11 protein-coding genes are annotated in these 12498 nt (G+C 69.2%); 6 read left to right on the top strand and 5 right to left on the bottom strand.

The features are described from left to right. Positions 1 to 15 precede the first annotated feature (15 nt). Positions 16 to 252 carry a DUF6480 family protein gene (locus ACIRGA_RS37225; RefSeq protein ID WP_400950834.1) on the bottom strand — a complete coding sequence of 79 codons (237 nt, stop codon included), beginning with the start codon at positions 250 to 252 and terminating at the stop codon, positions 16 to 18. A gap of 138 nt (positions 253 to 390) precedes the next feature. On the opposite strand from ACIRGA_RS37225, the gene ACIRGA_RS37220 reads away from it, so the two are divergent. Then, a complete protein-coding gene (locus ACIRGA_RS37220) occupies positions 391 to 822 on the top strand; it encodes a hypothetical protein (protein WP_400950832.1) in 432 nt (143 codons plus the stop codon). Here ACIRGA_RS37220 and ACIRGA_RS37215 read toward each other — a convergent pair. Then, complete coding sequence (locus tag ACIRGA_RS37215; protein WP_400950829.1) at positions 761 to 1678, bottom strand: universal stress protein; 918 nt, start codon at positions 1676 to 1678, stop codon at positions 761 to 763. The genes ACIRGA_RS37220 and ACIRGA_RS37215 overlap by 62 nt on opposite strands. Before the next feature lie 633 nt (positions 1679 to 2311). After that, positions 2312 to 3544: an acetyl-CoA hydrolase/transferase family protein gene (locus ACIRGA_RS37210; RefSeq protein WP_400950827.1), complete on the bottom strand. Its 1233-nt coding sequence runs from the start codon at positions 3542 to 3544 to the stop codon at positions 2312 to 2314. Positions 3545 to 3833: 289 nt separating this feature from the next. Between ACIRGA_RS37210 and ACIRGA_RS37205 the strand changes: the two genes are divergently transcribed. From ACIRGA_RS37205 to ACIRGA_RS37185, 5 genes are all read left to right on the top strand, one after another. After that, positions 3834 to 6704 (top strand): type 2 lanthipeptide synthetase LanM family protein, encoded by a 2871-nt coding sequence (locus ACIRGA_RS37205; protein WP_400950825.1) that lies wholly within the window; start codon positions 3834 to 3836, stop codon positions 6702 to 6704. A gap of 13 nt (positions 6705 to 6717) precedes the next feature. Next, complete coding sequence (locus ACIRGA_RS37200) at positions 6718 to 6912, top strand: hypothetical protein (RefSeq protein ID WP_016334466.1); 195 nt, start codon at positions 6718 to 6720, stop codon at positions 6910 to 6912. 89 nt (positions 6913 to 7001) lie between these two features. Then, positions 7002 to 9890 (top strand): AAA family ATPase, encoded by a 2889-nt coding sequence (locus ACIRGA_RS37195; protein WP_400950822.1) that lies wholly within the window; start codon positions 7002 to 7004, stop codon positions 9888 to 9890. A 3-nt stretch (positions 9891 to 9893) separates the two neighbouring features. Next, positions 9894 to 10133: a glutaredoxin domain-containing protein gene (locus ACIRGA_RS37190; RefSeq protein WP_073843331.1), complete on the top strand. Its 240-nt coding sequence runs from the start codon at positions 9894 to 9896 to the stop codon at positions 10131 to 10133. Next, positions 10130 to 10336 carry a ferrous iron transport protein A gene (locus ACIRGA_RS37185; protein WP_400950819.1) on the top strand — a complete coding sequence of 69 codons (207 nt, stop codon included), beginning with the start codon at positions 10130 to 10132 and terminating at the stop codon, positions 10334 to 10336. Before ACIRGA_RS37190 ends, ACIRGA_RS37185 begins: the two co-directional genes overlap by 4 nt. 59 nt (positions 10337 to 10395) lie before the next feature. Here ACIRGA_RS37185 and ACIRGA_RS37180 read toward each other — a convergent pair whose 3' ends face one another. Next, a complete protein-coding gene (locus ACIRGA_RS37180) occupies positions 10396 to 11283 on the bottom strand; it encodes a manganese catalase family protein (RefSeq protein WP_400950817.1) in 888 nt (295 codons plus the stop codon). Positions 11284 to 11315: 32 nt separating this feature from the next. Further along, on the bottom strand, positions 11316 to 11771 hold the full coding sequence (locus ACIRGA_RS37175; protein WP_400950815.1) for a DUF4383 domain-containing protein: 456 nt from the start codon (positions 11769 to 11771) through the stop codon (positions 11316 to 11318). Positions 11772 to 12498 lie beyond the last annotated feature (727 nt).

Genomic DNA, 12498 nt, shown 5'->3' with positions numbered 1-12498 from the left:
ACGTTCGGGGCGCGATCAGCCCAGCTTGAGCCAGCCCAGGCCCAGCGCGACGACGAAACCGGTCGCCAGTACGACGAGGACGCCGATGAGCACCAGCCAGGCGACAGGCATCGCCTTGGACGGCATCGGCTGCGGATGCGAGAGCCCCGACGTCTGCGCCGAGTCGGGCGGTGTGTCACCCGGTGACACACCGCCTCCTGGTTCCAGGTCTGGGGTCTTCTCCGGTTCCGGGTCGGGCGGTAAGGCGGTCATCGCCAGTGCTCCTTCGGTCGGTCACACCGTCCGGGTACCCGAACGTGGGCGATGAAACCCGTCGGCCGCAATGATACGCACCTGCGTATAGTAAGCAGGACGCAGCCATCTGGGGCTGAGGTGACGCGAGGAGCGAGCATGATCAGAGTCAAGTGGATCCCCGGGCAGGCCGCGGACTTCTCCGGCGAAGTGCTGGTCAGCGTCACCGCGTTGACACTCGACGACTTTCGGAGCACGCCAGGCGCCTACCGGGCGGGATACGCGCTCAGCCGCGAGTGGCCGCGGTTGCCCGGCGCGGTCGGACAGTGGCTGTGGGCCGAACCGCTGCGCCGCCGGCTGGGCTCGGTCTCGGTGTGGCGCGACCACGAAGGCTTGCGAGGCTTCGTCGGGCTGCCTGCCCACGTGGCGATCATGCGCAAGTACCGCGAACTCGGTACCACCCGCGCGACCACCTGGAGCGCCGACGACCTCGACGTGCGAGCCATCTGGCGAAGGGCGGACCGATGGCTCAGGGGTGATGACGCACCACGGCCACGGGACAGGGCGCGTGGTGGACGACCGCGCGGCTGACCGATCCCAGGAGAGCGCGCCGTAGCGGGCCGCGTCCATGACTGCCGACGACCAGCAGCGTGGCCCCCTCGGCCTGCTCCGAAAGCGCGCGAGCCGGCCGGTCGATCGCGATCACCCGGCGCACGGCGACATCCGGGTACCGATCCCGATGGCCCGCGAGCACTTCGTCGAGCACGGGCGTTCCACGTTCCTGGACGATCTCCCGGTCGTGCTCGGTGGGATTGACCGCCATCGCTTCGAGGGGCAGGTCGGACCAGACGTGCAAGGCCACCAGCACGCAGTCGTGGCGGTCGGCGAAGTCGTAGGCGAAACCGATGGCTTCGACGCCGGCCTCGGATCCGTCGACACCCACCACGACCTTTCGTTCTTCGTCCGCCGCCGGTTCGTCGCTGTCGCGCACCACCACGATCGGCCGGTGACATTCGCGCAGGAGTTCGTCGGCCGTCGACCCGACCAGGAGCCTCGGGAGCGCGGTGAGCCCGGACGACCCGATCACCAGCAGATCCGCGTTCTCCGCGGCGTCAGCCAGCGCCTCGGGCGCGCGGCCGGACAACAACCGGGTCGAAACAGCCAGCTCCGGCCACGCCCGGCGGCACTCCTGCGCGACGTCGCCGAGCAGGGTTTCCGCGCGCCGCTGCGCCGTTTCCTGACCCGCTTCGAGGAACCCCGGCCACGTCCCGCCACCCGGTGCCGCCTCGGCCAGGGGCATGAACCCGACGACATGGACGACCACCAGTCCGCATCCGCGGGCGGCGGCTTCCCCCGCGGCCCAGCGCACGGCCTTCCGTGCTTGCTCGGAGCCGTCATAGCCGACGACGACGGCGCCCTTGTCCACTGTGGATTCCGGTGTTGACATCACTGCTCCCTCCTTGCGAACCGATATGGGTACCCACTTCTAGCCGAACCCGAAACCCGGAAGAAGGCGGCCGCACTCAGGTCTCGTCACCCGTATCGGTGAATCTCGCCAACTCACCATTCGTGGCAAGTGGATCACCGTTTCGTGTCATACCCGCGCCCACTTGCCGTAGCGGAATCCTGGCGTCCACATCGGCGCGCCTCAAGCCCGCTACGCACAGTGTCATCGCTCGCGAAAGCCACCCCTGGCGCAAAACACGAAAGACTTACGTGTTTATCGTGGGAAGATTCACGACTCGCCGACGGCCCGGGAAATCGTTTTTTGACAGTTCGCCAACGTGATGAAAATCTTCGATCGCTCCTCGCGAGAGCACAACCGAACACGAAAATCCGAACAAGGAGCCCCTCAATGCAGATGTTCACCCAGCACGTGCACCACGGTCACGACCTCGTTTCGGGTCTGCTCGCGCACCTGGCCCACGTGCTCGGATGGCTGGTCTGACGCTCTAAGCACAGGGATTGACGGGGGCCAATCTGTTGGCGCGGGTCGGCCCCTCGTGTTTGCGACCCGGTAAAGGGGCACAATCGTGTCCCTTTACCGGGTTCCGGTTTTTCACGCCCGTGAGGAATACCGCTAAAGCGCGAAACCCAGTTCCCTGCCCCGCGCCAAGAGGTCTTCACGGGCCGTCGGATGCGCGACGTGGTCGACGATCTGCCGCGCCTGCTCGTTCGCGTCGTTGCCCCAGATCGTCGCCACACCGTGTTCACTGACCACAAAACTGTGCTGGAACGACGTCACCGGGCCGGCCAGCCGAGGCACGACCGTCGAGACGTCCGCCTTCGGATGCCAGGACGGCAGCGCGATGATCGCCCGGCCACCGGGTGAATGCAACGCCCCGACCACGAAGTCGGTCTGCCCGCCGAATCCCGAGTAGATCGCCCCTCGCACCCGGCTCGCGTTGGCTTGCGCGAACAGGTCCACCTCGAGGGCGCTGTTCACCGAAACAAGACCACGCTGCCGGGCGATCACCGCCGGGTCGTTCGTCTTTTCCGTGCGCAGCAGGCGGATCCGCGGATTGCGGTCGAGCCAGCGGTACAGCTCGGCACTGCCGAACACGAACGACGCCGTCACCGGTTCCGCCGGATCGAGGGCCCCGGCGCGGTCGAGCGCGAGCACGCCGTCGCTGAACATCTCCGACCAGATCGCGAGCCCGCGCCGTCCGGTGACCGCCGCCAGGGTCGCGTCGGGGATCCCGCCGATGCCCAGTTGCAGGGTCGCGCCGTCCGCGACCAGACCGGCCACCCGCTCACCGATGGTCCGCGCCGTGTCCCCCACCGGCCGCGGGACCGGCGACAGCAGCGGCTCGACCACCTCGATGCCGTAGTCGATCTCGTCGACCGGCACCAGGCCGTCGCCGTAGGTGAACGGCATCTCGGGGTTGAGCTGCGCGACGACCAGGCCTCCGCGGGCTCGCACCGCCTCGATGGCCGCGGGCAGGATGTTCACCTCCGTGCCCAGCGACACCACGCCGTCCACCGGTGCCGAGGTGTGCAGCAGGACGACGTCCGGCGGCAGCGAGTTCTTGAGCAGCTGCGGCACCAGCGACAGCCGGGACGGGAAGTACCGCAGCCCGGGGCGGCCGCGCATTCCCGCGCCCACGAACGGCGTCTCCAGCAGCACGCCCTCGCGGTCGGGCATTCCGGCCTGCGCGTTCAACGCGAACAAGCGGTACTCCGCCAGCGCCGCGTCCAGCACCTTCAGTGCTCGCATCGGCGTGGCGAAATTCCCGCTCACCACCACTCGCGGGCACGACGCGGGCACGCCCGCGAGAACGGAACCGAGCTGGCTTTCGGACAGGACGCGCATGAGTCGATCATGCCCGAGGAACCCCTCGCCGACGCGGGCCGGACCCCCAGAACCGGCCCGCGCGGCACCGCGGTGATCCCTCGGGAACCACCGCGAGTCCCCCACCACCCGACCATGGTGCGACCGGGACCGGTCCCGCGCATGGGTGCCGGGACCCCATATTCCCCTGTGGCATCGGTCGCGCACCGTCCGTGCCCGGCAGTCACTCTCCGGGCATCTTCGTGCGTGCGCTGAATGTGGGGGTGCGGCCCCCATGTGCGGACCCCGCCGAGCTGACAGCATTACCGCCGTGACGCCCCAGCCATCGGCGACGTCCCTGCCGCCGAGGTGGTGGGAGCACGGCCGGACCCCGCGCGAACGGACAGCGGACAAGCCCCTGTGGGCCGACTTCGCCGAACACGCTGTCACCACGCTTCTGCCGGAGCGTCCCCCTGCCGGTGATTGGCGCCCGGCGTTCGCCGGGGTGTTCAGGTCGCTCGTCGACGCCGCCTCGCGTGACGCGGTCCCGGACGACCTGCCCGACGCCGACGTCGAAGCGCTGCGTCGCGGCTTCGCGGCTCAACTCGACCAGCACCTGCTCAAACTCTCGGTCCGCACGCTGGTCCTCGAACTCCACCGCGCCCGCAAGGACGGAATCCTCCAGGGCGAGACGCCCGAAGACCGCTTCTCGGATTTCGTGCGCCGCCAATCCACTCCGGCCGGGCTCGTCCGGTTGTTCGGCGAGTACCCGGTGCTGGCCCGGCTCCTCGCCCAGGCCTGCCTGCACGCCGCCGAAGCCCACGCCGAAACGCTCGCCCGGTTCTCGGCCGACGCGGCTTTGCTGCCCTGCTCGGTCGTCGACGGCGAACTCGGCACACTCGTCGAGGTCGCGGGCGGCATCGGTGACTTGCACGCACGCGGACGTTCGGTCAAATTGCTCCGCTTCTCCAGTGGCGCCAAGGTGATCTACAAACCCCGCCCGCTGATCCTGCACGAACGTTTCACCGACGTCGTCGAACAGCTCAACAAACGGCTGCCCGGGCTCGAGCTGCGGACCGCCGACGCACTGCCCCGTGACGGGTACGGCTGGCTCCGGTTCGTCGAACACCGGCCGTGCGCCGATATCGGCGACGTCGACCGTTTCTACCGCAGGCAGGGCATCCTCCTGGCGCTCCTGCACGCGCTCGACGCCACCGACGTCCACTACGAGAACATCATCGCCTGCGGCGACCAGCCTGTGCTGATCGACATCGAGACCCTGTTCCAGCCGTCCCCGCCCGTTCCACCGGAGGGCGACCCCGCGGCGGCGATGCTGGCGCGGTCGGTGCAGCGCACGCTGCTGCTCCCCCAGCTCTTCGCAGGCGAACAAGGCGCCGTCGACATCTCCGGCCTCGCCGGCCGCGGTGGCAAGCTGCCGACCGACCAGGTCGATTGGGCGGATCCGGGCACCGACCGCATGCGGCTGATCCGGGTGCCGGGCGAACTCGCGGGCGGGAACAACCTGCCGCGCCTCGACGGCCGCGAGGTCACGCCCGCCGAGCACAGCGCCGCGCTGCTGGCCGGGTTCCGGCTCGGCTACGACGCGATCTCCACCGGACGGGACGAACTCGCCGAGCACCTCCGGCGCTGCGCCGAGGACCCCATCCGGGTGCTCATCCGATCGACGAACTTCTACTTCCGGCTGCTGGACGAGACCACCCACCCCGACCTGCTGCGCGACGCGACCGACCGCGACCGCGCGTTCGACCTGCTCGAAGAGGACTCCGCCGGCGAAGACAAGCTGCTCCGCCTCGTACCGCACGAGCGGGACGATCTGTGGGCGGGCGACGTGCCGATGTTCACCTCGAACCCCGGTTCGACGTCGCTGCTGGATTCACGCGGCGAAAGCGTCGAAGGGGTGGTCGACCGGCCGTCGCTGGACACCGTGCTGGCGAAGGTCGCCGACATGGACCCGCTCGACCAGCGCGACCAGGAATGGCTGATCTCGGCCACCCTCGCCATCAGCACGGCGAACCCCGGACATCACGGCGGCGGAGAGACCGCGGAAACCGCGGTGCCGAATCAGGCGCCCGACGCGGAACGGCTGCTGGTCACCGCGTGCGGGATCGCCGACCAGATCGTCGCCAACGCCTTCTCCGACGAGCACCGCTCCAACTGGCTCGGGATCGAACTCGTCGACGACCGCTACTGGACCGTGCTGCCGATGGGCGCGGGGCTCGGCGAGGGCTACTGCGGTGTCGCGTTGTTCCTCGCCCAGCTCGCCGAGCTGACCGGGATCGCGCGGTACCGCGATCTGGCCGCGTACGCGATCACCCCGCTCCCCGGCCTTTTCGCCACGCTGCGCGCCGACCGTGAGCTGGCCGCCACCGCCGGCTGCGGCGGGCTTCTCGGCCTCGGCGGCGTCGCCTACACGATCGCCCGGCTCAGCACGCTGGTCGGACTTCCCGCGGGCGACCTCATCGAGCAGGCCGTCGACCTGATGCCCGAAGCCACCCCCGAAACGCCGTCCGGGTTCACGACCGGGCTCGCGGGCGGTGTCGCCTCGATGCGCTCGGTGTATGTCCAAACAGGACTGGAGACGGCGCTGGCGCGGGCGGACCGCTACGCCGCCCAGCTGCTCGAGCGCGAACGTCCACCGGAGCGGGCTTTCGCCCGCGGTTCGGCCGGGATCGACTGGGTCCTTCGGGCACACGACCGTTCCGGCGAAGAACCACCCGGAAAGGCGGCCGATCGGGCGGAAAGCGCCGGCGGCTGGTGCGACGGGCTCGCCGGTGATGCCCTCGGCCTGGCCGCGCACCTGCCCGATCCCGAGCACTCCAGGGAACTGGACCGGACGATCAGGCTGGTGGCCGACGGGGCACCGCTGAGGGACCTCAGCCTCTGCCACGGCGAGTCCGGAGTGCTGGACGTGTTGTGCGTGCTCGCGGAGAACGGGCACACTGGCGCCGCGGCCGCGGTACGCCGCCGGACCGGGCATCTGCTCGCCGCGATCGACCAGCGCGGTGCCCGCTGCGGGACTCCCGGCGCGGTCCCCTCGCCAGGGCTGCTGAGCGGCCTGGCGGGGATCGGCTACGGCCTGCTGCGGCTGGGATTCGGCGACCGGGTCCCCTCCGCGCTCTTGCTCCGCCCCGACCGGCCGCATCCCGCGGCCACCGTTGTTCCGCCGGTAAACCGAATATGAGGAGAAGAACCACATGTACGAAAGAGATCTGCCCGCCACCGAAGACGTCCTCGGCGCCGTGAACCTGCCGCGCGCCCTCGAGGTCGGCTCGCGCAACCACGCGCTGGCGGGCAGCAAGCCGCGGCTGAGCGCCAATCCGCTCGCCACCCTTTCCACGGACACCGGTTCGCCGTCCGTCGTCAGCGTCTTCACCGGCGGCTGGATCTGAGACATGATCACGAAGGCGGGTTCGCGCCGCCCGCCTTCGTGATCATTTGTTGGCCGTGACAGGGGAATCCGCTCGCTATAGTCACGGCGGTGGGTATCCGTTCGTCGCGGGTGATCGGCCGCGACGCCGAACTGGCCGAGCTCTCCGGAGCTCTCGATCGCGCCATCGCGGGTCGCGGCGGCGCGATCTTCCTCGTGGGCGAAGGCGGCATCGGCAAATCCCGGCTCGCCATCGAAGCCGCCTCGCGGGCGGTCGCCGCCGACGTCCCGGTTCTGCAGGGCCGGGCCAGTTCGATCGGCCCGCTCGTCCCGTTCCGGCCGCTCACCCAGGCGCTGTTGTCGCATTTCCGCGGCGGCGGCCCGCCGGAGGCGACCGAACTCGACCCGTTCATCCCCGTGCTCGCCCAGCTCATCCCCGACTGGGGCCGAGGCGACCGGCCGAGGGAGTCGGGCTCCCTGATGGTGCTCGCCGAAGCGGTCTTCCGGCTGCTGGCCGTCACCAGCCGCGACCGCGGCGCGCTCCTGGTCCTCGACGATCTTCAGGACGCCGACGCCGAGACGCTGTTCATCCTCGAATACCTCGTCGACAACCTGCCCGCGGCGCAGACCCTGTTCGTCGGCACGCTCCGCAACGAGCCCTCCGACGCCCTGCGCCTGGCGACCTCCGGCGCGCAGCGGATGAGCTGCGCCGTCGTCGAACTCGGCAGGCTCGGCCTCGCCGACACCCGCGCGCTCGCCGCCGCCTGTCTCGAGACCGAGCCGGAGCGGCTGCCGTCCGCCGCGGCGGAACTGTTGTGGCGCAACAGCGCCGGCCTTCCGTTCATCGTCGAGGAACTGCTCCACGGCATGGTGAACGACGGTCTGATGGTCGAGGGCCGCGACGGCTGGCGCGTCATCGGTGAACTCCGCGCCCGCGTCCCCGCCGCGCTGGTCACCAGTATCGGCGTCCGAATGGAGCAACTCGGCGAGCAGGCGGGCGAACTGCTGTCGGTCGCGGCGATCATCGGCCGCCGCTTCCCGCTGACGGTGGTGCAGACGGTCACCGGCACCAACGACCGGACCCTGCACAACCACCTGAGCGCCGCGGTCTCCGCGAACCTGGTGACCACCGACGAGACCACACCCGGCTGGTACGCCTTCCGTCATCCGCTGACCGCGGAGGCCTTGCTGGCACGCCAGTCACCGGCGCGGAAGGCGGAACTCGCCCGTCAGGCCGCCGACGCCGTCGAGAAGCTGTACCCGGGGCTGCCGGGCGACCTGTGCGCGCTCGTCGCGTCCCTTCGGCTGACCGCGCTGGACGAACCGGCGGCGGGCCGCTTGTTCGCGGAAACCGGTCGCCGTGCCCTCGACGCCGGCGCCGCGGACTCCGCGGTCACGATGCTCACCAAAGCCGTAGACCTGCTCGCCGGGGCCGACGCGGGTGATCGCGCCGAGGTGCTGGAGACACTGGTGCACGCGCTCGGGCAGACCGGCCAGTTCGACCGGGCCGTCGAACTTTCCGCCGCGTTCGGCGAGATCGGCACGCTCGAACGGGCCGCGAAACTGCGCACCCAGCTGGCCTGGGCCGCCTACATCGCGGGACGGCACGACGAATGTCTCGGTCAGATCGAACGCGCCCGCGCTCCGCTGGGTTCGGCGATCTCGCCCGCTCAGCAAGCGGCGCTCGACGCCGTCGAAGCGAACCTCTGGCTCGACGTCCCCGGCCGGACCGGCACGGCGGAACGGCTCGCGCGTCAAGCGTGGAAGGTGGCGGAGGCGACCGAACAGCCGTTCGTCGTCTGCCAGGCGCTGCAGGTGCTCGGGATGCTCGCGCTCTCGCGGGACCTCACCGAATCCGAGCACTACATGCAACTCGCGCGGCGGACCGCCGAGGACAACCACCTGCATCACCTCCGCACCCAGGCACTCGTCCGGCTCGGCGGGCATCGCGTGCTGATGAACGGCGACGAGCAGACCCTCCTGCTCGCCCGCGCGGACGCCCAGCGGACCGGGTCGATCACGCTGCACTGCGCGGTCGATTCCGTGCGCACCATGCACGCGATCCTGCGCTGCGACTTCGGCACCGCGCACACGCTGCTGGCGGAGAACCTCGCCGTGCTGGGCAGGCTCCGGTTGACCGCGTTGCTGCAGTACGCGCATATGACCAGGGCGATGTCGGCCGGGCACCGGGCGGACCGGCCCGCGATGGAACAGGCGCTCGACGATTTCCGGGAAAGCGGCGGTGAGAACGCGCAGGAGATGGTGCTCAGCATCGGGCTGGCGCGGGTTTTCTGCTCACTGCTCGAAGAGGATTTCGACCGGGCCCGCCGCGAACTCGGCCAGGTCATCGAGCTGGAGGACCGGCGGCCGAGCCGGTTCCACCTCGCCGGCCAGCACGGGCTCAGGACGCTCGTCGAGACCCTCGGCGGCGCGCCCTGCCCGGAGGACGGATCCGCGGTGAGCGGGATGCGATGGAACCGGCAGTTCGTCGAATTCGCGCACTCCGTCGAGCACGGCAGACGCGGCGACGCGGCGAAAGCCGGACGGGCGGTGGCGGCCGCGCTGGAGACGTCGGCGCCCTATCCCCTGGCCCGGCACCTCGGGCTCCGGCTCATCGCCGAACCGGCCGCCGCCGACGGCTGGGGCGATCCGGCCACCTGGCTCAAGGAGGCCGAAGAGTACTTCCACGGCCGGGACATCCAGGCCGTGGCGGCCGCCTGCCGGAGCCTGCTCCGCAAGCTCGGAGCGCCCGTCCGGCAGCGGCGCTCCGGGGTCGACCGGGTCCCCGGCGACCTGCGCGCGGCCGGGGTCACCGTCCGCGAATACGAGGTGCTGGTGCTGCTCGCCGAGCGGATGGGCAACAAGGACATCGGCGCCCGCCTGCACATCTCGCCCCGGACGGTCGAGAAGCATGTCGCGAGCTTGCTCGCCAAGACCGGGCTCGCCGACCGCGCGGCCCTCGCCGAACACGCCGCCGGACCGCGACCTGGCATGCTGTGATCCATGAGCGACCTCACCGTGTACGGCGCCGGCTGGTGCCCCGACGTCAAACGCAGCCGTGCCCTGCTGGACTCGAAGGGCGTCGAGTACGACTACATCGACGTCGAGGCGGACTCCGGCGCGGAGGAGACCGTGCGAGCGCTGCAGAACGGTGAGCGGCGGATCCCGACCATCGTCTGGCCGGACGGCACCCACCTGGTCGAGCCGAGCGACGACGAGCTCACCGCGCACCTGAACCGGTGACCCTCCCGGACGTCCCGATCGGCACGAGGGTCGTCGTGCGGTACCGGATCGAAGGCGGGTTCACCGACGCGCTCGGCTACCTGCGCTCCCGTGACGACACGGAATGCACGGTGGAGACCAAACGCGGACTCGCGACGATCCGGCTGGCGGACATCGTCCTGGCGAAGACGGTTCCGCCGCCTCCGGCACCGCGACAGCGGTAGCCGAAGCGTGAAGCGAGCCCTTCCCCGGCGGTCCCCGGGGAAGGGCTCGGTCGAGCCTCTCAGTTCTTGCGCGACTTGGTGGCCTTCTTCTTCACGTCCTTGACCTTGACCTTGCCCTTGACCGTCCCGACCGCGTCCTGTAGCGGCGCATAAGTGCCGTAGAGCGCCGGATCCGGTTTCGGAGCGGTGCCCGGTCCGCCGAGCGGCTCGGGATCCATCAGGTACTCGATCCCGTCTTCGCCGAAGCTCCAGCCGCCCTTCGAGCCGTCCGGACCGTCGGACAAATGCCAAATGGTGTTGTTGTGGTCCTGATCCTCCTCGTCGAACAACGCCGTCGGCGCGATGTCGCTCTCCAGGCCATCGGCCTTGAGTTCCTCGATCGCGGCGAGCCACTGCTTCTGGTGCACCGTGTCCCGCGCGAGGTTGAACCGCAGCATCGCCTTCACGCCGGGGTCGTCCGTCATGTTGTACAGCCGGGCCGTCTGCAACCGGCCCTGCGCCTCCGCGGCGGCGTTCGCCCGGAAATCGGCCAGCAGATTGCCCGACGCCACGACGTAGCGGCCGTTCCAGGGATAGCCCTGGCTGTCACTCGGCGTGGCGCCGCCGCCGGAGATGATCGCCTGCTGGGGATCCATCCCGCCGAGGATCGCCGCGGTGGCCGGATCCTTCGCCGCCTCGGCCACCGTGGTGGCGGGTGCGCCTTCCAGCAGCCGGGCGACCATCGTCGCGAGCATTTCGACGTGGCCGATCTCCTCGGTCGCCGTGTCCATGATCAAATCCTTGTACTTGCCTTCGATCCGGCAATTCCAGCCCTGGAACAGATACTGCATGGTGACGGTCATTTCACCGTAGGCGCCGCCGATCAGTTCCTGCAGCTTACGGGCGTAGAGGGCGTCCGGCTTTTCCGGTTTGGCCTCGAATTGGAGCGATCTGGTATGACGGAACACAGACAACCTCCGAAGAATTCAGGGGGAACGAGCTAGCGGGAATCGGCGATCGGCGCCTTCGAACCGGAGAGCGGAATGAGCCCGAGGGCGATCATCCCGACGGCGAGCCCGAGGTGCAGCCAGTTGTCGGCACTGTTGACCGGCACGAAGTTCGCCGCCGATCCGTGATCGATCAGCAGCCCGTACAGCCAGAGCACGAGGTAGACCACCCCGCCGCCGACGAGGAACGCCTTCGCGCCGCTCACCGTCCGGGCCAGCAGGATGCCCGCGACACCGAACGCCAGATGGACGATGTTGTGCAGGATCGAGACCTGGAACACGCCCAGCAGCAACGCGCCGGAATCGTGTCCGGCGCCGCTCAGCTGCTCGTAGTTCGTCGTGATGCCGGGGATGAAGCCGAGGATGCCGACGAGCAGGAAGACCGCGCCCACGCCGAGGGCGATGAGCTGGCGCGGTGCCCGCCGGACCGTGGCCGGCGATGCAGTCATGATTTCCTCCGATCCGGGTGGAATGGGGCGAACACCACGTCGAGTACCCGGACGAAAGCCGGTCACACAGGAAATCGGATCCTCGAATTCGTGGGAATTCTTCGTGGGAATTCCCGTGTGATCCGACGCGCGCGGGGTATCCCCGCGAACCACGCGCGTCACCACGTGAGAACCTTCCACCCGAACGGTCTACCAGCTTGCCTGCAAGCCTGCGCCTCCCCTGGGTGTCCACAAAGGACACTTTCTCAGCCCAGGGTGACCGATTTGGGAACTTTGCTCATCTTCGCACGGAGGTCGCGAGTGGCAAGTGGGGTTCCATTGAGGGGCAAGTCAAACGTGGCGTGGACCCTCTCCACTGACGCCTAAGCGCCGCTGATTGTCCACAAGGGACACTTTTCGGCTGCGCGGCGTCCGTTTTATATCCATTTGCACGATCCTGGCCGAGGTCGTGAGTGGCAATGAGGGTTAGAACCCCACTTGCCACTCACGACCCCTTTGCGACACCGTGCATACTACCCAAATCGGACACTTGCGGCTCGAAAAGCGTCCTTTGTGGACATTCACGGCGCGGTCGGCCCTCGTGGGTCAGCGCGGACCCAGGGTGTAAAGAGTGCGTGGCAAGTGGGGTTCTAAGAGCCTGTCTTTGAACGTGGCTAGGTGGTCCTGGCGCGCTTTTGGCGGGTCAGGCGCCTGGTCATCATAGTGATCATGGCGTTGTTGATGAATG

Origin of the sequence: Amycolatopsis sp. NPDC102389 (genome assembly GCF_044765885.1) — a bacterium.
Lineage (GTDB): Bacteria > Actinomycetota > Actinomycetes > Mycobacteriales > Pseudonocardiaceae > Amycolatopsis.
Note: the sequence above shows the minus strand (reverse complement) of the source record. Positions and strands in the feature narration are given on the sequence as shown.

Bases quoted from the DNA above. Each gene is read 5' to 3' on its own strand.
- ACIRGA_RS37225 (WP_400950834.1), bottom strand. From the start codon at position 252: ATGACCGCCTTACCGCCCGACCCGGAACCGGAGAAGACCCCAGACCTG.
- ACIRGA_RS37220 (WP_400950832.1), top strand. From the start codon at position 391: ATGATCAGAGTCAAGTGGATCCCCGGGCAGGCCGCGGACTTCTCCGGC.
- ACIRGA_RS37215 (WP_400950829.1), bottom strand. From the start codon at position 1,678: ATGTCAACACCGGAATCCACAGTGGACAAGGGCGCCGTCGTCGTCGGC.
- ACIRGA_RS37210 (WP_400950827.1), bottom strand. From the start codon at position 3,544: ATGCGCGTCCTGTCCGAAAGCCAGCTCGGTTCCGTTCTCGCGGGCGTG.
- ACIRGA_RS37200 (WP_016334466.1), top strand. From the start codon at position 6,718: ATGTACGAAAGAGATCTGCCCGCCACCGAAGACGTCCTCGGCGCCGTG.
- ACIRGA_RS37190 (WP_073843331.1), top strand. From the start codon at position 9,894: ATGAGCGACCTCACCGTGTACGGCGCCGGCTGGTGCCCCGACGTCAAA.
- ACIRGA_RS37175 (WP_400950815.1), bottom strand. From the start codon at position 11,771: ATGACTGCATCGCCGGCCACGGTCCGGCGGGCACCGCGCCAGCTCATC.